Origin of the sequence: Agrococcus terreus (assembly GCF_014645235.1) — a bacterium.
GTDB lineage: Bacteria > Actinomycetota > Actinomycetes > Actinomycetales > Microbacteriaceae > Agrococcus > Agrococcus terreus.
In genome coordinates this window covers 262,051-283,486 of record NZ_BMLM01000001.1, presented here as the reverse complement: position 1 = coordinate 283,486, position 21,436 = coordinate 262,051, and the positions used below count along the sequence as shown (strand labels likewise).

Below are 21,436 nucleotides of genomic sequence, written 5' to 3'. Positions count from 1 at the left end.
CTGAGATCGATGCCCTACCAATAGGCCGGTTGAGACCAGGGGACGGAGGCTGGAGGCTAGGCGTCGTCGACGGTCGGCAGCGGGCCGGTCACGTCGCCGGCGGCCGCTCGGTCGATGCGGCTGCGCATCGACCGCAGCGCGAAGACGACGACGCCCGCGCCCGACTCCGGCTCCTCGCGCTCGGCGGAGGCGCGGTAGAGCGCGTCGATCCGCTCGCCCGAGCGGCGGGAGGCTCCGGCCGCGTCGTCGTCCTCGGTCCAGGCCCGAAGGTGCTCGCCGAGCGCGTCGAGCGCTTCGGCGGCGAGGCCGCGCTCGCGCTCGTCGAGCTGCACGACCACCGGCTCGCCCCACGCGGCGGCCGCGAGCGCGTCGAGCAGCTCCGACATGCGGTGCACGAGGCTGCGCACCGCCGCGAGGCGCGTCTCGTCGAGCTGCACGTCGTGATCGCGCCAGAGGGTTCGGATGTTCAGCACGCGGCTCTCGCGCGCCTCGCGCACCGACTCGCCGAGCTTGTCGGCCGCCTCGTCGAGCTCGGCGCCCCAGTCGGCCCAGTCGGAGCGCGACGGCGGCCAGTCGCCGCGGAGCGCCTCGGCCAGCACGTCGGCGCGGTCGGCGAGGTCGTGGCCGGCGAGCCGGATGCGCTCGCGCGCCGTGCGGTCGTGGAGCGGCGGCATGAGCACCATGTTCACGAGCACCCCCACCGCCATGCCGATCGTGAACTGGCCGACGTAGGCGATGGCGTAGCCGTCGGCGTCGACGCCGCCGAAGATGATGACGAGCAGCGCGACGACCGGCACGAAGCTGCTGCCGGCGCCGAGGATGGTGACGCTCTGCGCGAGCACCGCGAACGCGCCGATGATGCCGACCTTCACGACGCCCGGGATCTCGAGCCACAGCATCCCGATGCCCAGCAGCGCCCCGAGCACGAGCCCGGCCGCCTGCTGCAGCGCGCCGCGCGCGATCGTGAGCACGGTCGAGCCGACGGCCACGAACGCGCCGAGCGGCGCCGCGTACGCGTACTCGTGCAGGCCGCCCGGCAGGCTGTTGCCGATGAGCCAGGCGGCCATCGCCGAGACAGCCGCGCGGACGGCCAGCGCGAGCCGGCGCCGCGGCATCGCGCGCTCGAGCGCGCGCCCCGTCGCCGCCGCGGACGCGGCGACCTTCGAGGAGCGGTCTCCGTCAGGGTTCGAGTCGCCCACCCGGTCACCGTAGCCCCTCGTGGGGGACACACGACAGCGGGGCCGCCCCAAGGATGGGGGCGGCCCCGCTGTGCTCGATCGGTGCAGCGGGCTCAGGGCGCGCGGGGAGCGCTCATCGCAGCTGCGGCAGCGTGGCGATGGCCCGCAGCTCGTGCTGCTCGCGCTCGGCGAGCGCGCGCGCCGCGAGCTCGCGCTCGGCGGCGCGAGCAGCACGGCGGCCGTCGGCGGCGGGCCGGGTGGCCCAGCGCTCCAGGCTGCGCGACGCCTGCAGGGCGAGCCTGCGCGGCGTTGCCATCGCAATGGTGGCGTTCGACATGGTGATCTCTTCCGGGCATGGCGATATCGCCCCTCGAATGGGCGTGGATACCGCAGATGAATTGCGTGATGAAAGCGCGATGGAATCGACGCGAGGTCGAATTCGATCGCGAATGCGTCGTGCGCGCAGCAGGCCGCTGCGGCGCGACGGTCGTCGGGGACGGGGAGCGCGTGGGACCGTGCCGCGGGCGCCCACCGATGGCGATCGGATGGGCCGCCGTCAGCGGGCGACGTCATGCTCAGGCAGTGCGTGCCTTCGCGGATGCTGCGCGCTGATCGATGCGGGTCGGGTGATGCCGGGGCGTGACGCCCGAGGCCGTGTCCTGCGCTCCGCCGCTAGCGGACCCCACCGGCGAGGAGGGCTCCAGCGGTCGTGACGGCGGTGCCGGTCATGTGGAACATCGCGAGCTCCTCCTTTCTCGTCGGTGCGGAAGTCGCGAGGTCGAGCATATGCGCAGGCTGTGAGACCGCGCAAGCCGAAATGCGGAATTGCTCGGAGGAATTTCCGGATCGGCATTCCGAGGGCGCGACTCTCTGGGGCGTGGTCTCGAGACTCGGCCGGCTGCGCCGGCCGCTCCTCGACCAGCGGAAGGGACCAGCGGAGGGGCGATTGGTCTGACCAATCTTGACAAGCCGCCGCACCCTGGCGTACCGTCGCCGATTGGTCAGACCAATCCGGTCGGGCCGCGCTCGATGGCGAGAGGAGCCCCGCATGCACGAGTCGCTCGAGGCCCTCGCCCTGCAGCTGGTCGACCTCTCCACGCCCGAGCCCGACGGCAGCCGCCGCCTCGCCCCCGAGCGCGAGCTCTGCATCCGCCTCGACGTCAGCCGCGCCACGCTCCGCGAGCGGCTCTCGCGCCTCGAGTCGATCGGCGTGCTCTCGCGCCGCCAGGGCCACGGCACGTACCTGCAGGCGCCCGGCCCCGACTTCATCCGCACGTACTTCACCACGATGGGCGCGCTCGGCTTCCTCGACGCCGCCCACGTCGCCGAGGCCCGCGAGATGCTCGAGACCGTCGTCACCGTGCAGGCCGCGCGCCGCGGCACCGCCGCCGACGCCCAGCGCCTCCGCGCCCACGTCGACGCGATGGTCGCGAGCACCGCCGCCGGCGAGCACGAGGCCGCGAGCGAGGCCGACCTCGCCTTCCACGCCGAGCTCTTCCGCATCCTCGACAACCCGGTCTTCACGATGATCCACGCGGGCCTCGCGCACGTGCTGCAGGACGCGATGCACGAGCGCCGCGCCGCCGCCCTCGCCGCCGTCGGCGCCGACCACGACGGCCCCGTCGAGACCGACACGATCCACTACCCGATCGTCGAGGCGATCGCGGCGAACGACCCCGACGCCGCGCGCGCCGCCATCCGCCGCCACTTCGAGGTGCACTCGCTCATCACGCACGATCCGGAGCGCGCCGAGACGCCCGCCGCGGCCGCGGCCCCCACCAGCAAGGAGACCACCGCATGACCACCCCCGTCGTCTTCGTCGGCCTGGGCGCCATCGGCACCCCCATGTCGCAGCGCATCGCCGCCGCCGGCTTCGCCGTGACCGGCGTCGACCCCTTCGAGGCCGCCCGCGAGCGCTCCGCCGCCGGCGGCATCGCCGCGGTCACGTCGATCGCCGAGGCGCCCGCCGACGGCACCGTCGTCGTCATGGTCGCCACGCCCGACCAGCTCGACGCGCTCGTCGACCAGGCCGAGGCGGCGGGCGTCGCCGGCGGTCGCACGTGGGTCGTCATGTCGACGGTCGGGCCGGATGCGGTGACCCGCGCGGGCGAGCGCCTGCGGGCCGAGGGCGCCGCGGTCGTCGACGCCCCCGTCACCGGCGGCGTCGCGCGCGCCACCACCGGTGAGCTCATCATCTTCGCCTCGGGCCTCGAGGCCGAGCTCGCGTCGGTCGCCGACGTGCTCGCCCCGCTCGGCACCGTGCGCGCCGTCGGCGGCGAGCTCGGCCAGGGCCAGGCCATCAAGGTCGTCAACCAGCACCTCTGCTCGGTGCACATCGTCGCCGCGGCCGAGGCGCTCGCGCTCGGCGAGTCGCTCGGCCTCGACAAGGCTGCCGTGCTCGACCTCGTCGGCGGCGGCGCGGCCGGCAGCTGGATGCTCTCGGACCGCGGCCCGCGCATGCTGCTCGGCACCGACGCGCCCGTCACGAGCACGATCGGCATCTTCGTGAAGGACTCCGGCCTCGTGGCCGACTCCGCCGCCGCCGTCGGCGCCGAGGTGCCCGTGCTCGCCGCCGCCCGCGCCCGCTACCTGCAGGCCGCCGATGCGGGCCTCGAGCGCCGCGACGACAGCCGCGTCATCGAGACGTACCAGCACTGACCCGCGTCGGCGCCGACCTCGCCGGCGCCGACCCAGACCCCCTCCGCGCGCCGAGCGGCGCGCAGCATCACCCAGGTTCGAGGAGGAACCATGACCAGCCCCACCGCCCCCGGCCTCGAGGCCAAGAAGGACAACCCGATCAAGGTGTCCGTCGCCTCGATGATCGGCACCGTCGTCGAGTCGTATGACTTCTTCATCTACGCGACCGCCGCCGCCACCTACTTCGGCACGGCGTTCTTCCACTCCGAGGACCCGATCGTCGGCGCGCTCGCCTCGTTCGCGACCCTCGCGATCGGCTTCCTGTTCCGCCCGCTCGGCGGCTACCTCGCCGGCCACTTCGGCGACCGCATCGGCCGCAAGCGCATCCTCATCTGGTCGCTCGTCATCATGGGCGTCGTCACGACCCTCATCGGCGTGCTGCCCACCTACGCGATGATCGGCGTCGGCGCGCCCATCATGCTCATCGTGCTGCGCGCCGTGCAGGGCATCGCCTACGGCGCCGAGTGGGGCGGCGCGGTGCTCATGGCCGTCGAGCACGCCCCGGCGCACCGCCGCGGCTTCTTCGGCGCCCTGCCGCAGATCGGCATCCCCGGCGGCCTCCTCGTCGCCAACGGCACCATCCTGCTCACGAGCGGCCTCCCCGGCGACTGGGCCTGGCGCGTGCCGTTCCTGCTCGCCTCCGTGATGGTCGTCATCGGCCTCTTCATCCGCCTCAAGGTCGCCGAGAGCCCCGAGTTCGAGACCGCCAAGGAGCAGGGCCAGGTGCTCAAGCAGCCCGCGCTCGAGGCCATCAAGCAGGACTGGCGCGCCATCCTGCAGATCATCGGCCTGCGCCTCGCCGAGACCGGCGGCTACTACGTCACCACCGCGTTCACGGTCACCTACGTGGGCCTCGCGACCATCACCGACAAGAGCGACGTGCTCATCGGCACGCTCGTCGGCTCGGCGCTCGGCCTCGCCTCGCACCTGCTGTACGGCGCGTGGAGCGACCGGATCGGCCGCAAGAAGGTCTTCCTCATCGGCTCGGTCTTCACGATCCTGTTCGGCATCCCGATGTTCCTCATGATCAACACGGGCTCGCTGCTCATGATCGTCGTGGCCATCTCGCTGTCGCTGCTGCTGAGCCACGACCCGATCTTCGCCGTCGAGTCGAGCTGGTTCTCGGAGCAGTTCCCGGCCAACCGCCGCACCTCGGGCATCTCGCTCGGCTACAACGGCGCCGCGATCGTCGCCGGCTTCCTGCCCTTCATCGCCACCGCCCTCTACGGGTGGATGGGCTGGATGGGCCCGGCCCTGCTGTTCATGCTGCTCGGCGTCATCTCGACGCTGACGGCCATCACCGCGCGGGAGACCGCCCCGCGCGTCACCGGCGCGAGCACCGACGAGCGCGCCGCCATCGCAGAGGAGGTCCACGCATGACGATCACCCAGACCGGCGCCCGCGTGGCGGGCAAGGACGGCCGCAGCCGCGACGAGCGCATCCGCGCCGTCGAGGAGGCCGCCTACCGGGCGCGCCACCACGCGCTCGACATGGGCGAGGTGCAGGGCCAGGGCTACGTCGGCCAGGCGCTCGGCGCCGCCGACATGCTCTCGGCCGTGTACACCGACCAGCTGCGCTACGACGCCGCCGACCCGCACTGGGACGACCGCGACCGCTTCCTGCTCTCGACCGGCCACTACGCCATCGGCTTCTACGCGGCGATCGCCGAGGCGGGCATCGTGCCCGTCGAGGAGCTGCTGACCTACGCCGGCGACGACTCGCGCCTGCCGATGTCCGGCATGGCCTCGTACACGCCCGGCATGGAGATCTCCGGAGGCTCGCTCGGCCACGGCCTCACGGTCGCGGTGGGCATGGCGCTGGGCCTGCGCCTGCAGGGCCGCGGCGAGCAGCGCGTCATCAACTTCCTGTCGGACGGCGAGCTCGACGAGGGCTCGACGTGGGAGGCCGCCATGGGCGCCGCCCACCACCGGCTCGGCAACCTGACGGCGCTCGTCGACATGAACGCGCTGCAGGCCGACGGCCCCACGGCCGACGTGCTGCGGATCGAGCCGGTCGAGGAGAAGTGGCGCGCGTTCGGCTGGAAGGCCATCCGCGTCGACGGCAACGACGCGGGCGCCCTGCTGGACGCGTTCGACGAGCTGGAGGCCGGCCGGGCGGCCGACGGACAGCCGCAGGTGATCATCTGCGATACGAAGGTGGGCCGCGGCGTGCCGCTGCTCGAGGACCGCGAGAAGGCGCACTTCATGCGCATCGAGGAGCAGGAGTGGCAGATCTGCCGCGACCAGCTCACCGCAGGCAAGGAGGACGCACGATGAGCACCGCAGCACCCGCGAAGCGCGCCAGCACGAGCGCGATGATCGCGTCGATCGCCGACGCCGACCAGCGCACGCAGACGGCGCCCTTCGGCACCGCCCTCGCGGCGCTCGCCGAGACCGACCAGCGCGTCGTCGGCCTCACCGCCGACCTCGGCAAGTACACCGACATGCACATCTTCGCGAAGCAGCACCCCGAGCGCTTCTTCCAGATGGGCATGAGCGAGCAGCTGCTCTTCGGCGCCTCCGCAGGCATGGCAGAGACGGGCCTCGTGCCGTTCGCGTCGACCTACTCGGTCTTCGCCGCGCGCCGCGCGTACGACTTCATCTGCCTCGACATCGCCGAGCCGAACCTCAACGTCAACGTCGTCGGCGGCCTCCCGGGCCTCACGACCGGCTACGGGCCGAGCCACCAGGCGACGGAGGACATGGCGATCTTCCGCGGCATGCCGAACCTCACGATCGTCGACCCGTGCGACGCGCTCGACATCGAGCAGTCGGTGCCGCAGCTCGCCGCCCACGAGGGCCCCACCTACCTGCGGCTCCTCCGCGGCAAGGTGCCGCTCGTGCTCGACGAGTACGACTACTCGTTCGAGCTCGGCAAGGCGAAGGTGCTGCGCGGCGGCGCCGACGTCGTGCTCATCTCGTCGGGCCTCATGACGATGCGGGCGCTGCAGGCGGCGGAGGCCCTCGCGGCCCACAAGGTCGACGTGGCGGTCGTGCACTCCCCCACCATCAAGCCGTTCGACAGCGAGACGGTGCTGCGCGAGCTCGACACCCCGCGCCTCGCGGTCACGCTCGAGAACCACACCGTCGTCGGCGGCCTGTTCTCGGCGGTGGCGGAGGCGGCGGCCCGGAAGGGCGTCGCGAAGCGCATCGTGCCGATCGGCCTGCCGGACGAGTTCCTCGACGCCGGCGCCCTGCCGACGCTCCACGAGCGCTACGGCATCTCGAAGGACCGGATCGTCCAGACGGTGCTCGCCGAGCTCGGCTGAGCCACCACGCACGGAGGGGCGGAGCGCGCGATGCGCTCCGCCCCTCTCGTCGTCCGCGGCGCTGCGCCTGCGGCCGCGGCCTCAGCCGATGAGCGTGGTCGCCGCCTCGTGCATGTGCTCGCGCAGCACCCGGGCCGCCTCGTCGCCGTCGCCGGCCTCGATGGCGTCGACGATCTCGCGGTGGCGGTCGACGTCCATGTTGCGCAGCGCCCGCTCGGCGCCCGCGAACATGATCGACATGCGGATCGAGCCCTCGAGCTGCGTCCACTGGTGCAGCAGCGTGCCGTTGCCGGAGGCGCGCACGAGCGTGCGATGGAAGTCGAGGTCGGCCTCGATGCGCTCGGCGATCTGCTCCTGCGTGGGCGCCGACATGCCCTCGAGCGCCGTGCGCACCGCCGCGAGCGCGGGCTCGCGGTCGCCGAAGCCGCAGATGGTGCGCACCGCGAGCGCCTCGAGCGCGCCGCGCACGAGGAAGATGTCGACGATCTCGGCGTGCCCGATCTGCCGCACGCTGAGGCGGCCCCGCGCATCCGCCTCGAGCAGGCCGTCCTGCTGCAGCTGGCGCATGGCCTCGCGGAGCGTGCCGCGGCTGATGCCGAGCTGCGTCGAGAGGTCGGCCTCGACCATCCGGGTGCCCGGCTGGATCGAGCCGGACGAGATCGCGCGGCGGAGGGCGGCGAGCGCCTGCTCGCGCAGGCTCAGCCTGCCCAGCTCGGCAAGCGGCGGCAGCATCTGCGCTCCTCGTGGTCGTGGTGCCCCGATCCTACGGGGCGTCGGTCGGTGGGGGACGAAGCGAGGAGGCGGGCGCGCGTCGTGCCGCGCCCGCCTCCTGGCCGGGATGCCTCAGACGCGCTCGGCGTCGCGGGCCAGCTGGCGCTCCGCCTCGATCTCGGTCTGCGCGCGCTCGGCCGGCCCCCACGTCTCGCGGGTGAGGAGCGCCGACACGAGGCCGATGGCCGCGTAGAGGGCGAAGAGCAGCGCCGGGCCGACCCAGCCGAAGCTGATGAAGAGCAGCGTGGTGAGGAAGGGCGTGAAGCCCGAGACGATCGCCGAGAACTGGTAGGCCAGCGAGGCGCCCGAGGATCGCGTGTTGGCGTTGAAGAGCTCGGGGAACCAGGCGCCCTGCGCGCCGGCGAGGGCGTTCTGGCAGACGGCGTAGGCGATGACGATCGTGGCGATGATGAGCAGCAGCGAGCCGGTGTTCACGAGCAGGAACATCGGGATGGCGAACAGCACGGCGAAGGCGGTGACCCAGACGTAGAGCGGCTTGCGGCCGACCTTGTCGGTGAGCGCCGCCCAGCCCCAGGTGGCGAAGACGCCGACGCCCGCGCCGATGCAGAGGGCCGTGAGGGTCTGCGAGGGCTCCGCGAGGCCGTTCGTGTTGATGTAGCTGATCATGTACGTGACCGAGACGGCGTAGCCGGCGGTCTCCGCGATGCGCAGGCCGATGCCGCGCAGGATGTTGCGCCAGTCCTTCTTGATGACCTCGACGACGGGCGACTTGATGACCTCGTCCTTGGCCTTGACGTCCTCGAAGACGGGCGACTCCGGCACCTTGGCGCGGATGATGAGGCCGACGACGACGAGCACGATGCTCGCGAGGAACGGCACGCGCCACGCCCAGTCGCCGGGCAGGTGCACCGAGACGAGGAACGTGAGGTTGGCGAGCAGCAGGCCCACGGGGAAGCCGGCCTGCACGATGCCGGTGAAGGCGCCCTTGCGCCGCCACGGGGCGTGCTCGTAGCTCATGAGGATCGCGCCGCCCCACTCCGCGCCGAAGGCGATGCCCTGGATGATGCGGACGGTGACGAGCAGGATCGGGGCGAGGATGCCCACCTGCGCGTAGGTCGGCAGGAGGCCGATGACGAAGGTCGCGAGGCCCATCGCGATGAGCGAGGCGACGAGCACGGGCTTGCGGCCCACCTTGTCGCCGAGGTGGCCGCCGATGACGCCGCCGAGGGGGCGGGCGAGGAAGCCGACGCCGAGGGTGGCGAACGAGAGCAGGGTGCCGACCAGCGGATCCTCGCTCGGGTAGAAGACGGTGCCGAAGTACAGCGCGGCGGCCGTGCCGTAGCCGATGAAGTCGTAGGTCTCGATGACGGCGCCGACGCCGGATCCGACCGCGACCTTCTTCGCCTCCGGGGTGCCGTTGACCGGCCCTCGGGTCGCGAGAGCGACGTTGCTCATGGGGTGTCCCTTCTCTGCCGGCGGCCGCTGCTTCGCGCCGCTGTGCATCCCATGCCGGCGAAGGGAGACTCCTTCGTCAGCGGGATCATTCTGCGACGTTCTTGGTTGACTGTCAACCGTCGACCTTGCTAGCCTCCGAGACGTCGCCTCCGACGGTCGAGGGCGGCGGAAGGAACCGACGATGGTGCAGCAGCTCCCCGAGCGTCTCGGATGCTCCACGATCTCGTTCCAGCACCTCGAGCTCGCGCCCGCGCTGGAGGCCATCGCCTCGCTCGGCTTCACCGAGATCGACCTCGGCGCCCTCCCCGGCGTCTGCGACCACGTCCCGTTCGACCTCGACGAGGCGGCCATCCAGGCCGTCGCGGCCGACGTCCGCGCGAGCGGCCTGCGCGTGCGCAGCGTGAACGGCGACATCGGCGACCTCAACGACCCGACCGCCGACGCGTTCGCGCGCCGCGCGCACCTCGAGCGCCTCCTGCGCCTCACCGCCGCGGTCGGCGCCGAGGCGCTCGTGCTCCCCTGCGGCGCGCTCGCGCACGAGCCCATTCGCACCGAGGCCGAGGACCTCGGCCTCGTCGGCGACTGGCTGCGGGAGGCCGGCCACGCCGCCGCCGACCACGGCGTGGCGCTGTGGGTCGAGTCGCTCCACTTCCTGCGCTTCGGCTGGAACCGCGCCCGCGCCGAGGCGCTCCACCGCCTGCTCACCGGCAGCCCCGTGCGGCCCATCCTCGACGTCGCCCACGTCACCGCCGCCGGCGACGACCTGCAGGACGTCATCCGCAGCTGGGGCGACCGCATCGCCCACGTGCACCTGCGCGACGCCGTGCTCGGCGACTTCAGCCGGCCCATCGGCGGCGGCGACGTCGACTTCGCCGCCGCGATCGCCGCCCTCGAGGCCGTCGGCTTCTCCGGCGGCTACGCGCTCGAGCTGCCCTCGCGCGCCTACGTCGACGACGCCACGAGCGGGATGTCCGACGACGCCCGCGCCGCCCGCATCGACGCGATCCGCGACGCCGCGGCCCGCATCGCCCCCGAGCTCGCTGCCTCCGCAGCCCGCTGACCCACCTCACACCCAGGAGAACCCCCATGACCCAGCGCACTGCGCCCATTCGGACGGCCGTCATCACCGGCGCCACCTCGGAGCGCGGCATCGGCATGACCGTCGCCGACCGCTACGCACGCGACGGCTGGGCCGTCGTCATCCTCGACCTCGACGGCGAGCGCGCCGCGCAGGTCGCCGCCGAGATCGGCGAGCGCCACGGCGTGCCGCACTTCGGCTTCGCCGCGAACGTCGCCGACGAGGACGCCGTCGCCGCCGCGCAGGCCGCCGTGCAGGCCGAGGTCGAGGCGGGCCGCCTGCCCGTCGTCGGCGGCCTCGCGAACATCGCCGGCATCACCTCGCCCGTGCCGTTCCTCGAGACCGACCTCGCCCTCTGGAACAAGGTCATGGCCGTCAACGCCACCGGCACCTACCTCGTCACCAAGGCGTTCCTGCCCGCGATGCTCGAGGCCGGCTGGGGCCGCATCGTCAACATGTCGTCGGTGTCCGCGCAGCGCGGCGGCGGCGTCTTCGGCAAGGTGCCCTACTCGGCCGCCAAGGCCGCCATCCTCGGCTTCACGAAGGCCCTCGCGCGCGAGATCGCCTCGTCGGGCGTCACGGTCAACTCGGTCACGCCGGGCGCCGTCGACACGAACATCCGGGTCGGCGCGACCGCCGAGTCGGAGGCGAAGCTCGCCGCCGACATCCCCCTCGGCCGCGTCGCCTCGACCGAGGAGATCGCCGCCGTGTTCTCGTTCCTCTCGAGCGAGGACGCCGCCTACCTGCAGGGCACGAACATCGACATCAACGGCGCGAGCCACCTGCACTGATCGCGCCCGGCCGGCCCCGGCCGGACCGCCCCAGACCCGATGCCCCGGCCCCGCGACAGCGCCGGGGCATCGTGTGCATCCGACGCCTGAGAGCATCGGGAGGTCGCACCCCATCCGCACCACCGCGGGCGCCCGCCCGCACCCCGCTCGAGGAGGAGCCCCATGTCCGACGCGCCGCTGGTCGTCATCGCCGTCTTCCGCCCCGCCGAGGGCGCCCGCGAGCAGGTGCTCGCGGCGCTCGAGCGCGCGATCCCGCGCGTGCACGAGGAGGCGGGCTGCAACCTGTACTCGATCCAGGAGGCCGCCGACGGCGTCATCTGGATGATCGAGCACTGGGACTCGGCCGCCCTGCTCGACGAGCACGGCGCCGGCGCGCCCGTCGCCGACCTCAACGCCGAGCTCGAGGGGCTGCTGGCCTCCCCGGTGGAGGTCATCCGCCTCGACCCGATCCCGGTCGGGGATGCGCGCAAGGGCGTCGTCGTCGGCTGAGCGCACGAGCGAGGGGCCGCCTACGGGCGGCCCCTCTTCGCATCGCTCGACGAACGGCAAGTGTCAACAGTTCGACGCTGTACACCCGAGGTTCCCTCCGGTAGCGTGAGCGACATGTCACCCGATGCCCAGTTCCAGGCGCTCGGATCCATCGAGCGGGTGACCCGCCGGGAGCTGATCCTCGACCGCCTGCGCGCCGCCGTCGCCGGCGGCGAGCTGCCGCCCGGCACGCACCTCGCCGAGACCGAGCTGAGCGCATCCCTCGGCGTCTCGCGCGGCACGCTCCGCGAGGCGCTCCGCGCCCTCGAGGAGGAGGGGCTGCTCAGCAAGGACTCCCGCGGCAGGCTCTCGGTGCGGGTCGTGACGCTCGAGGAGGTGCGCGACATCTTCGACGTGCGCTTCGCCCTCGAGTCGCACGCGGCCGAGGTGATCTGCGCCCGCCCCGACCTCGAGAGCGCGCTGCCGGCCCTCCGCGCCGCCCTCGACCGCCTCGAGGCGAGCGAGCACGGGCCGATCCCCGAGCAGGTGGACGCCGACCTCGCCTTCCACGAGGCGATCTGCGCCGCGAGCGGCAACGAGGTCCTCGTCGCATCGTGGCGCCGCGTCTCGGGCCTCGCGCGCGCCGCCATCATGGCCGCAGGCCGCGAGACCGCGGTGCTCAACATGTCGGCCAGCCGCCACGAGCCGATCTTCGACGCCATCGCGTCGGGCGACGCCGAGCGAGCGCGCACCGTGCTGCGCGAGCACAGCGCGACGGCGCGCGACCTCATCGAGGCGCGGCTCTCGAACGCCTGAGTCGCGCCGGCGGCCGGATGCTGCGGCACGACGCGAGACGACGCGGCGGGCGGGCGGCGCCCTCCGGCCCCGCTCGCTCCGTCTCGCGCCCTCAGCCCGCGATCGTGCGGTAGACGCCCGTGTGGTCGAGCCCGCCGTCGCCCGCGGCCGACGCCGCCTCGAACAGGGCGAGCGCCGCCTCGCCCGCCGGCAGCCTCGCACCGGATGCGGCAGCCGCCTCCCGCGCGTAGCGGAGGTCCTTCACCTGGTAGTCGATCGTGCCGCCCGGCTGGAACGACTCGTCGATCCAGTGGTGCCGCTTCTGCCGCAGCACCTCGCTCGCGGCGAGGCCGGCGCCGAGCGCGTCGGCGAGCGCGTCGGGGTCGATGCCGCTCGCCCGCGCGAGCGCGAACGCCTCCGAGAGCGCCGTGATCGTCTCGGCCACGACGAGCTGGTTGCAGAGCTTCGCCGTCGCGCCCGCGCCCGTGGGACCCATCCGGGTCACGCGGCTCGCGCACGGCGCGAGCACCTCGGCGAGGAGCGCCGCCTGCGCCTCGCTGCCGCCCACCATCACCGAGAGACGGCCCTCGGCGGCGCCCAGCACGCCGCCCGAGAGCGGCGCGTCGACGACGTCGACCGTCGGCGCGAGCTCGTCGGCGAGCGCCCGCAGCGCGACGGGCGACACCGTGCCGCACACGACGAGCGTCGGCCGCGCGGCCTCCGGAGGCCGCGCCGCCCAGCCGGCGAGCAGGCCGTCCGCGCCCTCGAGCACCTCGCGCACCTCGGCGAGGTCGGGCAGCACGGTGACGACGACGTCGCCCGCCGCGGCGGCGGGGGTCGGGGCGACCTGCACCCCGACCTCCGCCCGCAGCGCCTCGGGCTTGGCGGCCGAGCGGCTCCACACCGTCAGCGTGCCGGCGGCCGCGAGGCGACGGGCCATCGGCAGGCCCATCGCGCCGAGCCCCAGGAGGCTCAGCGCGACGGGCCGCCGATCGGCCTGGCTGGCGGCCTGGCTCACCGAGCTGCGGCCGCAGCCGCAGCCGCGGCGAGCGCCTCGGTCTCGCGGCGCAGCTCGATCGCCTGCGCGAGCGAGTCGTCGACCTCGACGTCGTCCCACCGGACGCTCTCGCCCTGGGCGATGTCGCGCTTGAGCGGCACGTGGTGCGCGAGCGCGACCGGCAGGTAGCCCTCGGCCACGGAGGTGCGGGCCGAGACGAGCTTGCCGTAGACCGCGAAGCCGCCCTCGCCGTCGAGCGTCGCGCCCGCCTGCAGGTCGGTCTTCGCCGTCGCGACGACGTCGGCGGTGAAGCCGACGGCCGTGCCGGTCGCGACGCCGCGCAGCACCGCGTTGGCGATCGAGACGTTCAGCTCGAGGCCCACGTAGTGGTACGGGCGGTAGAGCGCCGCGTACTGGCCCGTGGGGTCCGGGTGCCACGGGTACTCCTGGAAGCAGCTCGAGACGTACTCGTTCGTGGCCTTCACCACGACGAAGACGCCCTCCTGCGTGTTGTGGGGGATCCAGTCGCCCTCGCGCGTGTACGACGACATGACGTCGACGGTGCCCTCGTGCGGCAGCACGCCGCCGACCGACTCCGGCCGGCAGACCGTGGCGATCTCCTCGAGGTTGCCGGGCGTGAAGGTGAGGCCGGCGTCGCCGGGCACGAGGCCCGCCGCGTTCGCCACGGCCGCCATCTCGATCGCGGCCTTCGTGCCGTCGCGGAACGAGGTGTGCATGTAGGGGTTCAGCTGCCCCGACTGCTTCAGCTCGTCCGAGAACTCCCAGTGGTCCCAGACGTTGTCGGGGTTCATCTGGTGGTAGCCGGGCAGGTACTTGGCGCCCTTGCCGGCGCAGACGACGTCGAAGCCGGAGGTGCGGGCCCAGTCGATGAGCTCCCAGATGAGGGCCGGCTGGTCGCCGAACGCCATCGAGTAGACGACGCCCGCCTCCTTGGCGCGCTTGGCGAGCGCAGGGCCGGCGAGGGCGTCGGCCTCGACGGTCACCATCATGACGTGCTTGCCGGTCTCGATCGCGGCGAGCGCGTGCGTGATGCCGACGATCGGATTGCCCGTCGCCTCGACGATCACGTCGATGTCGGTGCGGAACAGGTCCATCGCATCCGCGATGACGGCGGTGCGGCCCTCCGCGAGGTCGTCGACCGAGTCGACGATCGCGTCCTCGGGCCAGCCGACGCGGGCGAGCGACTCGCGGGCGCGGGCGGTGTTGATGTCGGCGATCGCCGCGACGCGCACACCGGGGATGTTGCGCGCCTGCGAGAGGTACATGGTGCCGAAGCGGCCCGAGCCGATCAGGCCGACCCTGATGGGCCGACCGGCCGCCTCGCGCTCCTGGAGCAGCTCGTGGAGGTTCATGGATCCTTCTTCTTCCTGGGTTCGTGGGGTCGGTCGGTGCCGGTCGCGGGCGCGACGGGGCGGCCGCACCGCCTGGGTGCTCGGTGCGGCGGGATGGATTGGAGGGGGTGGCGAGGCCCCGGAAGCACGGGGCCCCGCCGGTTCACGCGATCGGGATCACATCGCGCGGATCTGCTCGACCCAGGTCTGCACCTGGTCGGGGAGGCCGTCGACCACGGGCTGCGTAGCGTCGATCCAGGCCTGGCGGTCGGAGATCTCGGTGAAGGTGGCGCCGCCCTCCTCCAGCTCGGCGCGGTACTCCTCCGACTCCTCGATGGTCGTCTCGGTGTACTCCTCGCCGACCTGGTTCGCGGCGTCGCGGATGATGGTCTGCTGCTCCTCGGTGAGGCCCTCGAGCGCCTCCTCCCACAGGATGAAGTGGTAGTTCGCGTAGACGTGGTTCGTCTCGGCGATGTACGGGTTCACCTCGTAGATGGAGTTGAAGAGGATGGCGTCGACCGGGTTCTCCTGGCCGTCGATGACGCCCGACTCGAGCGCCGAGTAGACCTCGTTGAACGGCAGCGCCTCGGCGCGGGCGCCGATCGCCTCCCAGGTGGCGAGCATCGTCGGCGCGCTGGGCGTGCGGATCGTGAGGCCCTGCACGTCGTCGATCGACTCCACGGGGTCGCTCGTCGTGAGCACGCGCGGGCCGCGGTACATGTTGCCGATGGGCTCGTAGCCCGAGGCCTCGCTCACGGCGTCGATGATCTCGGTGCCGAGCTCGCCGCTCCAGACCGCCTCGAACTGGTCGTAGTCCTCGTAGAGGAACGGCGCCGTCTCGACGCCGGCGAGGTCGGTGTACGACTCGAGCGAGAGGAGGCTCTCGATGACGATGTCGGTCGAGCCGAGCTGCAGGCCCTCGATCATCTCCTCCCACGTGCCGAGCGTCGACGCGGGGTGGACCTCGACGGTGATCGCGCCGTCCGAGGCCTCCTCGACGAGCTCCGCGAAGCGGGTCGCCGCGACCTGGCGGGCGTCCGTGTCGCTGCCGGCGTGGCCGAGCACGAGGTTGAGGGTGCCGCTGCCGCCATCGGCGGAGTCGGCGGGGGCGGCGTCGCTGGGGCGGCAGCCGGTGAGGGCGACGAGGGCGATGGCTCCGACCGCGACGCTGCGGAGGATGGTGCGCTGGTGCATGGTGCTCCTTGCTGGATGGATGGGGTGAGTGGGGTGGGGAGGGGTCACTGCTGCATCATCAGGTTCGGCAGCCAGAGCGAGATCTCGGGCACGAACGTGATGAGGAGCAGGTAGAGGAGGCCCGCGATGAGGAAGGGCAGGACCGCCTTGACGGCCCGGAGCATCGACACCTTGCCGATCTCGGCGGCGAGCATGAGGCCGATGCCGACGGGCGGCGTGAGCAGGCCGATGCTCAGGTTGACGACGATGATGATGCCGAGGTGGACGGGGTCGATGCCGGCCTCGATCGCCACCGGGTAGAGGATCGGCGTGAGGATGATGAGCGCGGCGTTGGCCTCGACGAACATGCCCACGACGAGCAGCACCGCGTTGATGAGCAGCAGCAGGATCACCGGGTTCTCGGTGATCGAGAAGATCGCCTCCGCGGCCGTCTGCGGCACGAGGCCGAGGGTGAGCGCCCACGAGTAGATCTGCGCCGCGGCGAGCACGAGCATGATGAGGCCCACGATGAGCGCCGAGTCGGCCATGCCGAACAGGAACTTCTTCCAGCTCAGCTCGCGGTAGACGAAGATGCCGACGAGCAGCGCGTAGACCACGGCGACCGCGGCCGCCTCCGTCGGGGTGAACCAGCCGAAGCGGATGCCGCCGAGGATGACGAGCGGCAGCAGCAGCGCCGGCGTCGCCTTCCAGAGCGACGGCAGGAACGCGGGGCGGTCCTCCTTGGCGATGGTGCCGATCGGGCGGTTCAGCATCCGCGCCTCCTGGATGGCCTCGTCGGTGAAGCCGAGCCACTTGGAGGTGAAGTGCACGACGAGCATCAGGATGGCGACGTAGAGGATCGCCGGCACGATGCCGGCGAAGAAGAGCGCGCCGATCGAGGTGCCGCTCACGACGCCGTAGACGATCATCGTGATCGACGGCGGCATGATCGGGTCGACGACGGGCGCGGCCGCCATGACCGCCGACGCGTAGGCCGGCTTGTACTTGCGCTCCTTCATCGCGGGGATGAGGATGCGGCCGAGGCTGGAGATCGACGCGACGGCCGAGCCCGAGATGCCGCCGAAGAAGAGCGACGAGAGCACGGTGGTCTGCGCGATGCCGGCCCGCATGCCGCCGACGATCGAGTCGGCCAGGTCGAGCATCCGCTTCGTCATGCCGCCCTCGTTCATGATCGCGCCGGCGAGCACGAACAGCGGGATCGCGAGGAGCGGGAACGGGGTCATGCCGGCCACGAGGCGCTGGGCGCCGACCGACAGCGGGGCGTCGGTCGTGAACCAGATGGCGATGAACGATGCCGCCGCGAGCGCGAAGCCGACGGGCACGCGCAGCAGCATGGCTGCGCCGAAGCTGGACAGGATGGTGGGGCCCATCACACCTCTCCCTTCACGATGATGAGGTCCTTCGGCTGGTGGATGAGGGGGGCGCTGAGCGGGTCCTCGCCCTCCTCGGCCTGGAAGTTGAGCCACCACGCCTCGACCGCGAAGACGAGCGCGATGGCGGCGCCGACGGGCACGGCGAGCGAGACCCAGCCGGTCGAGATGCCGAGGCCCGGCGCGGTGCGGCTCCAGGACGCGTCCAGCCCGACGATCCCGAACCAGAGCAGCAGCACGAGCGTGCCGCCGACGACCGCGAACGCGACGGTGTCGATGAGGCGCGAGAGCCACTTGCGGTAGGGCACGTACTCCCAGATGTCGAGCACCATGTGCCGGCCGCGGCGCACGCCGAGGGCGATCGCGAGCATGGCGAGCCAGACGAACGAGTACGAGGCGAGCTCGGCCGTCCACGCGGTGGAGTCGCGCGTGACGTAGCGCGCGAGCACCTGCCACACGACGCCCGCGATGACCAGCGCGAGCAGGGCGATGCACACCCACTGCAGCACGAGGTCGAGGCCGGAGAGCACCCGGCTGACAGCTCTCTTCATGGAATCGCTCCTTTGCGATGCGCCTGCGTGGCGCGCGTTCCGCGAGTGAATCAGGGTCGGCAGTCGACTGTCAACAGTCGAACCGGCAGGGGTCGCAGAGGTTACGGAATCGTGATGCCGTGCTCGGCGCGGAACTCCGCCTCGAGCTCGCGGCGCACCTGCACGGCCGCCAGCGTCTCGTCGGCGTCCACGTCCGCCCAGGTCACCGAGCGGTCCTTCGGCACGTCGCGGATGAGCTTCGCGCCATGCGCGAGGCCGAGCGGCAGCACGCCCTGCTCGAGCGAGTAGGAGGCGGGGCGGAGCTTGCCGAAGACGGTGAAGCCGCCCTCGCCGTCGAGCGTCTCGCCCGCGCGCAGGTCGCGCTTGGCGGTGGTGACGACGTCGCCGCGGAAGCCCGTCGGGGCGCCCGTGGCCTCGCCGCGCAGCACCGCGCTCGCGATCGAGACCCCGAGCTCGAGGCCGATCATGTGGTACGGCCGGAAGAGGGAGCCGTAGCGGCCCGTCTCGTCGGTCTTCACCCCGTACTCCGCGAAGCACTGCACCGCGTAGTCGGTCTTCGCCTCGAACGTGACGTAGACGCCCCAGCGGAGGTCCCGCTCCACGTCGCTGCCGTCGCGGTGCAGGCTCGATGCGATCTCGACCGTGCCGCGCCGGTCGAGCGAGCCACCCACCGAGCGCTCGCGGAACACGTGCGGGAGGTCGCCGATGCCGGCGGCGGGGAAGGCGAGGCCGTCGAGCTGCGGCTCCAGGCCCGTGCCGTTGGCGACCGCGGCCATCTCGATCGCCGACTTCGTGCCGTCGAGGAACGAGTTGAACATCTTGGGGTTGAAGTCGCCGCTCGAGAGCTGCTCGTCGGTGAAGCCGTAGTGGTCCCACACGGTGTCGGGCGTGGAGTAGTGGTACTCCGGCAGGTACTTCGTGCCCTTGCCCGCCGCGACGACGTCGAAGCCGACGGTGCGGCACCAGTCGACGAGCTCCGAGATGAGGGCCGGCTGGTCGCCGTACGCCATCGAGTAGACGACGCCCGCGGCCTCGGCGCGGCGCTGCAGCAGCGGGCCGACCATGCAGTCGGCCTCGACGTTGACCATCACGACGTGCTTGCCGTTGTCGATCGCGGCGACAGCGTGGTCGGTGCCGACGATCGGGTTGCCCGTGACCTCGAGGACGACCTCGACCGAGCCGTGGCGGATGAGCGACATGGAGTCGTCGACGACGGCCGTGAGTCCCGTGCGGGCCGCCTCGTCGAGGCTCGTCGCGGCGAACCGCTCGGGCGCCCAGCCGGTGCGCTCGAGCGCCGCCCTCGCCTTCGGGACGTCGATGTCGGCGACGCCGACGACGTGCAGCTCGGGGGTGACCGACGCCTGCGTCAGGAACATCGAGGCGAACTTGCCGGCGCCGATGACGCCCACCCGGATCGGGCCGGACTCCGCGTTCCGTCGTCGCAGCAGCGTGTACAGGTTCAAGATCTGCTCCTTTGCAGGCGGTGCGCGTCGTGCGCCGTGTCTAACTGTTGACAGTAGAACGTCGTTCGGGCCGCGTCAAGCGTCTGGGTGCGAGGAGGAGTGTGGAGCCCGCCCCCAGCGGCGACCGCCGTGGCGGTCGAGTGGCGGCGTTCGGCAGCTGAGTGGCGGCGTTCGCCCTCGAGTGGCGGGGAACGGTCGACCGTCGCGGCGTATCGCGACCCGACGCCGCCACTCAGCGCACGGAGTCGCCAGTCACCGCACGAAGTCGCCACTCAGCGCGACCCGGGAGCGCGGGACGGGTTCCATGGGGGCCGGATGCGCCGGCGTCAGCGGCGGCGGATCGCGCGGTCGAGCGCGACGGCCGCGAGCGCCACGCCCACGCCGATCGCGGTCTCGAGCACCCGCTCGAGCAGCAGCTCGCCGACGGGCTCGGGGCGGGATGCGTGCACGAGCACGAGCGCGAGCGGCGTGATCGCCACGAGCGCGAGGCCGTAGTTGCGCACCACCACGAGCTCGACGGCCGCCTGCAGCACCACCACCGCGAGCACGACGCCGATGGGCGGCAGCTCGAGCAGCAGGAGCAGCGCGGCGAGCGCGATGCCGAGGCACGTGCCGAGCAGCCGGTGCGCGCCGCGCGCGAGCTGCACGGCGGCGCCGCGGCCCGCGAAGGGCACGACGGCGGCGAGCATCGCCCAGTACGGGTGGCCGATCTGCGCGCCCGTCGCGATGAGGCCGGCGACGAGCACGGACGCGGCGGTGAGGATGGCATGGCGGCCGATGCCGTCGGGGCGGGGCCGCGTGCGCGGCGCGTGCGGCACGGGCAGCAGCGCCTGCTCGAGCGCGCCGAGCAGGATCGAGAGCGTCGCGGCGCCGGCGGCGACGAGCGCCGCGATGCCCACGCCGGCCCAGTCGACCGGGATCGTGGCGCTCGCGCCGGCGGCGAAGACCGGGAAGAGCGCGCCCGGCGGCGACCACCCCTGGCGATCGGAGAGCCAGGATGCGACCGCCGCGACGGCCGCGACGACCGGGATCGCGAGCCATGCCCGCGCATCGCTCGTCGCGACGGCCGCGCCGAGAGCGATGACCGCGGTGAGCAGCAGCCCGTGGCGCACCTGGATGCGCCAGCGGCCCGGCGTCGGCAGACGCCCGCCGTACAGCGAGGCGAAGATGCCGAAGCTCGCGTAGAGGCCGAGGTCGAGGCGGCCGGCGAGCACGAGCCCGCCGAGCACGAGCAGCGTCGCGAGGCCCGCGCGCGTGGCGACGCGCCAGTCGCCTACCGACGGGTGGAAGCGGACGAGCTCGCGGCCGGCGTCGCCGAGGACGGCGCCGACGCGGTGGCGTCGGGGCTCGGGATGCTGGTCGTGGGCGTCGGTCATGGTGCGGCCCCCATTCTCCCGCGCCCGCGGCCTGTGGAATGCGCCTGAGGCGCCGGAGCCGCGTCGATTAGCCTGCCCGCATGCGTCGCAGGACCGGAACCGTGCTCGCCCTCGCCGCGCTCTCGGGCGCGATGCTCGCGGGCTGCACGCCCGAGGCTCCGGTCGAGACGACCCCGCCGACGTCGGCGGCGCCGACGGTGAGTGAGGAGGAGGCTCGGGCTGCCTGGGAGGCATACCAAGCGGCCCTCTCCGACGCTGGGGCCGAACCCGAAGGCGCGTCGCTCGATCAACTGGAAGCGGTCGCCTCATCTGAATTGGCGCGGCAACAGTTCGAATCCTTTGAACAGGCCGCTGCCCTCGGCGCGCGCGTGGAAGGCGAGCGCTCGACTCAGAACTTCCGGTTTCAGGCCGGAGCACTCGAGGCCGCTGTGTGCGTGGACATCTCCTCAGAACGGCTCATCAACGCCTCTGGCGAGGACATCACGCCGTCGGATCAAGCCGGCCAGCTCAGTCGCGTCGTGAGCTTCGCGTCCGAAGATTCGCGCCTGCTCGTCAGCGCAGATCGCAGTCATGAATCTTCAGACGGGAGTGATCCTTGCTCCGCATCGTGACTTTGATCTTGGCCGCAACCCTCTTGGCCACCTCCGGGTCGAACCGCTCTGGGGAGAGCG

General features: G+C 72.5%; 21 protein-coding genes. 10 read left to right on the top strand and 11 right to left on the bottom strand.

All coding sequences use genetic code 11. From position 1 onward, the window contains the following. Window positions 1-56: 56 nt before the first annotated feature. On the bottom strand, window positions 57-1,199 hold the full coding sequence (locus tag IEW90_RS01430; protein WP_188715271.1) for an FUSC family protein: 1,143 nt from the start codon (window positions 1,197-1,199) through the stop codon (window positions 57-59). Between the two features lie 112 nt (window positions 1,200-1,311). Next, window positions 1,312-1,515: a hypothetical protein gene (locus IEW90_RS01425; protein ID WP_188715269.1), complete on the bottom strand. Its 204-nt coding sequence runs from the start codon at window positions 1,513-1,515 to the stop codon at window positions 1,312-1,314. A gap of 711 nt (window positions 1,516-2,226) precedes the next feature. Here IEW90_RS01425 and IEW90_RS01420 point away from each other — a divergent pair. The 5 genes from IEW90_RS01420 to IEW90_RS01400 all read left to right on the top strand — a co-directional run bounded on the left by IEW90_RS01420 (window position 2,227) and on the right by IEW90_RS01400 (window position 7,143). Beyond that, the gene (locus IEW90_RS01420; RefSeq protein WP_188715267.1) at window positions 2,227-2,979 is read left to right on the top strand and encodes a FadR/GntR family transcriptional regulator; all 753 of its coding nucleotides are present in this window, start codon (window positions 2,227-2,229) and stop codon (window positions 2,977-2,979) included. Further along, complete coding sequence (locus IEW90_RS01415; protein ID WP_188715264.1) at window positions 2,976-3,836, top strand: NAD(P)-dependent oxidoreductase; 861 nt, start codon at window positions 2,976-2,978, stop codon at window positions 3,834-3,836. Before IEW90_RS01420 ends, IEW90_RS01415 begins: the two co-directional genes overlap by 4 nt. A gap of 90 nt (window positions 3,837-3,926) precedes the next feature. After that, the gene (locus IEW90_RS01410) at window positions 3,927-5,255 is read left to right on the top strand and encodes an MFS transporter (RefSeq protein ID WP_188715262.1); all 1,329 of its coding nucleotides are present in this window, start codon (window positions 3,927-3,929) and stop codon (window positions 5,253-5,255) included. Continuing rightward, the gene (locus tag IEW90_RS01405; RefSeq protein WP_188715260.1) at window positions 5,252-6,151 is read left to right on the top strand and encodes a transketolase; all 900 of its coding nucleotides are present in this window, start codon (window positions 5,252-5,254) and stop codon (window positions 6,149-6,151) included. Before IEW90_RS01410 ends, IEW90_RS01405 begins: the two co-directional genes overlap by 4 nt. Continuing rightward, the gene (locus tag IEW90_RS01400) at window positions 6,148-7,143 is read left to right on the top strand and encodes a transketolase family protein (protein WP_188715258.1); all 996 of its coding nucleotides are present in this window, start codon (window positions 6,148-6,150) and stop codon (window positions 7,141-7,143) included. Before IEW90_RS01405 ends, IEW90_RS01400 begins: the two co-directional genes overlap by 4 nt. Window positions 7,144-7,224: 81 nt before the next feature. On the opposite strand, the gene IEW90_RS01395 is transcribed toward IEW90_RS01400, so the two are convergent. Next, window positions 7,225-7,875 carry a GntR family transcriptional regulator gene (locus tag IEW90_RS01395; RefSeq protein WP_188715256.1) on the bottom strand — a complete coding sequence of 217 codons (651 nt, stop codon included), beginning with the start codon at window positions 7,873-7,875 and terminating at the stop codon, window positions 7,225-7,227. A gap of 111 nt (window positions 7,876-7,986) precedes the next feature. Continuing rightward, window positions 7,987-9,330 carry an MFS transporter gene (locus IEW90_RS01390; protein ID WP_188715254.1) on the bottom strand — a complete coding sequence of 448 codons (1,344 nt, stop codon included), beginning with the start codon at window positions 9,328-9,330 and terminating at the stop codon, window positions 7,987-7,989. Window positions 9,331-9,511: 181 nt separating this feature from the next. Here IEW90_RS01390 and IEW90_RS01385 point away from each other — a divergent pair, with 181 nt between their 5' ends. From IEW90_RS01385 to IEW90_RS01370, 4 genes are all read left to right on the top strand, one after another. Then, complete coding sequence (locus IEW90_RS01385; protein WP_188715251.1) at window positions 9,512-10,390, top strand: sugar phosphate isomerase/epimerase family protein; 879 nt, start codon at window positions 9,512-9,514, stop codon at window positions 10,388-10,390. 26 nt (window positions 10,391-10,416) lie between these two features. Beyond that, window positions 10,417-11,199 carry an SDR family NAD(P)-dependent oxidoreductase gene (locus tag IEW90_RS01380; RefSeq protein ID WP_188715248.1) on the top strand — a complete coding sequence of 261 codons (783 nt, stop codon included), beginning with the start codon at window positions 10,417-10,419 and terminating at the stop codon, window positions 11,197-11,199. Window positions 11,200-11,361: 162 nt separating this feature from the next. After that, window positions 11,362-11,688 carry a putative quinol monooxygenase gene (locus tag IEW90_RS01375; protein ID WP_188715246.1) on the top strand — a complete coding sequence of 109 codons (327 nt, stop codon included), beginning with the start codon at window positions 11,362-11,364 and terminating at the stop codon, window positions 11,686-11,688. A gap of 114 nt (window positions 11,689-11,802) precedes the next feature. Continuing rightward, the gene (locus IEW90_RS01370) at window positions 11,803-12,483 is read left to right on the top strand and encodes a GntR family transcriptional regulator (protein WP_188715244.1); all 681 of its coding nucleotides are present in this window, start codon (window positions 11,803-11,805) and stop codon (window positions 12,481-12,483) included. 91 nt (window positions 12,484-12,574) lie between these two features. On the opposite strand, the gene IEW90_RS01365 is transcribed toward IEW90_RS01370, so the two are convergent. The 7 genes from IEW90_RS01365 to IEW90_RS01335 form a co-directional block, all read right to left on the bottom strand. After that, entirely contained in the window at window positions 12,575-13,480 is a 906-nt protein-coding gene (locus tag IEW90_RS01365; protein ID WP_229679437.1) for an NAD(P)-dependent oxidoreductase, read from the bottom strand. After that, window positions 13,477-14,832, bottom strand: coding sequence for an NAD(P)H-dependent oxidoreductase (locus IEW90_RS01360; RefSeq protein WP_188715242.1), 1,356 nt, complete (start codon window positions 14,830-14,832; stop codon window positions 13,477-13,479). The genes IEW90_RS01365 and IEW90_RS01360 overlap by 4 nt, the downstream gene beginning before the upstream one ends. A 156-nt stretch (window positions 14,833-14,988) precedes the next feature. Further along, on the bottom strand, window positions 14,989-16,005 hold the full coding sequence (locus IEW90_RS01355) for a TRAP transporter substrate-binding protein (protein ID WP_188715240.1): 1,017 nt from the start codon (window positions 16,003-16,005) through the stop codon (window positions 14,989-14,991). A 44-nt stretch (window positions 16,006-16,049) separates the two neighbouring features. Continuing rightward, window positions 16,050-17,375: a TRAP transporter large permease gene (locus IEW90_RS01350; RefSeq protein ID WP_188715238.1), complete on the bottom strand. Its 1,326-nt coding sequence runs from the start codon at window positions 17,373-17,375 to the stop codon at window positions 16,050-16,052. Then, complete coding sequence (locus tag IEW90_RS01345) at window positions 17,375-17,926, bottom strand: TRAP transporter small permease (protein WP_188715236.1); 552 nt, start codon at window positions 17,924-17,926, stop codon at window positions 17,375-17,377. Before IEW90_RS01345 ends, IEW90_RS01350 begins: the two co-directional genes overlap by 1 nt. A gap of 101 nt (window positions 17,927-18,027) precedes the next feature. Next, window positions 18,028-19,389 carry an NAD(P)H-dependent oxidoreductase gene (locus IEW90_RS01340; protein WP_188715234.1) on the bottom strand — a complete coding sequence of 454 codons (1,362 nt, stop codon included), beginning with the start codon at window positions 19,387-19,389 and terminating at the stop codon, window positions 18,028-18,030. 326 nt (window positions 19,390-19,715) lie between these two features. After that, window positions 19,716-20,765, bottom strand: coding sequence for an FUSC family protein (locus IEW90_RS01335; protein ID WP_188715232.1), 1,050 nt, complete (start codon window positions 20,763-20,765; stop codon window positions 19,716-19,718). Window positions 20,766-20,845: 80 nt separating this feature from the next. On the opposite strand from IEW90_RS01335, the gene IEW90_RS01330 reads away from it, so the two are divergent. Then, window positions 20,846-21,376 (top strand): hypothetical protein, encoded by a 531-nt coding sequence (locus tag IEW90_RS01330; protein WP_188715230.1) that lies wholly within the window; start codon window positions 20,846-20,848, stop codon window positions 21,374-21,376. The last annotated feature ends 60 nt before the right edge of the window (window positions 21,377-21,436 follow it).

Bases quoted from the DNA above. Each gene is read 5' to 3' on its own strand.
- IEW90_RS01400 (WP_188715258.1), top strand. From the start codon at position 6,148: ATGAGCACCGCAGCACCCGCGAAGCGCGCCAGCACGAGCGCGATGATC.
- IEW90_RS01415 (WP_188715264.1), top strand. From the start codon at position 2,976: ATGACCACCCCCGTCGTCTTCGTCGGCCTGGGCGCCATCGGCACCCCC.
- IEW90_RS01360 (WP_188715242.1), bottom strand. From the start codon at position 14,832: ATGAACCTCCACGAGCTGCTCCAGGAGCGCGAGGCGGCCGGTCGGCCC.
- IEW90_RS01405 (WP_188715260.1), top strand. From the start codon at position 5,252: ATGACGATCACCCAGACCGGCGCCCGCGTGGCGGGCAAGGACGGCCGC.
- IEW90_RS01395 (WP_188715256.1), bottom strand. From the start codon at position 7,875: ATGCTGCCGCCGCTTGCCGAGCTGGGCAGGCTGAGCCTGCGCGAGCAG.
- IEW90_RS01425 (WP_188715269.1), bottom strand. From the start codon at position 1,515: ATGTCGAACGCCACCATTGCGATGGCAACGCCGCGCAGGCTCGCCCTG.
- IEW90_RS01370 (WP_188715244.1), top strand. From the start codon at position 11,803: ATGTCACCCGATGCCCAGTTCCAGGCGCTCGGATCCATCGAGCGGGTG.
- IEW90_RS01350 (WP_188715238.1), bottom strand. From the start codon at position 17,375: ATGGGCCCCACCATCCTGTCCAGCTTCGGCGCAGCCATGCTGCTGCGC.
- IEW90_RS01410 (WP_188715262.1), top strand. From the start codon at position 3,927: ATGACCAGCCCCACCGCCCCCGGCCTCGAGGCCAAGAAGGACAACCCG.
- IEW90_RS01330 (WP_188715230.1), top strand. From the start codon at position 20,846: ATGCGTCGCAGGACCGGAACCGTGCTCGCCCTCGCCGCGCTCTCGGGC.
- IEW90_RS01375 (WP_188715246.1), top strand. From the start codon at position 11,362: ATGTCCGACGCGCCGCTGGTCGTCATCGCCGTCTTCCGCCCCGCCGAG.
- IEW90_RS01420 (WP_188715267.1), top strand. From the start codon at position 2,227: ATGCACGAGTCGCTCGAGGCCCTCGCCCTGCAGCTGGTCGACCTCTCC.
- IEW90_RS01380 (WP_188715248.1), top strand. From the start codon at position 10,417: ATGACCCAGCGCACTGCGCCCATTCGGACGGCCGTCATCACCGGCGCC.
- IEW90_RS01345 (WP_188715236.1), bottom strand. From the start codon at position 17,926: ATGAAGAGAGCTGTCAGCCGGGTGCTCTCCGGCCTCGACCTCGTGCTG.
- IEW90_RS01335 (WP_188715232.1), bottom strand. From the start codon at position 20,765: ATGACCGACGCCCACGACCAGCATCCCGAGCCCCGACGCCACCGCGTC.
- IEW90_RS01390 (WP_188715254.1), bottom strand. From the start codon at position 9,330: ATGAGCAACGTCGCTCTCGCGACCCGAGGGCCGGTCAACGGCACCCCG.
- IEW90_RS01385 (WP_188715251.1), top strand. From the start codon at position 9,512: ATGGTGCAGCAGCTCCCCGAGCGTCTCGGATGCTCCACGATCTCGTTC.
- IEW90_RS01355 (WP_188715240.1), bottom strand. From the start codon at position 16,005: ATGCACCAGCGCACCATCCTCCGCAGCGTCGCGGTCGGAGCCATCGCC.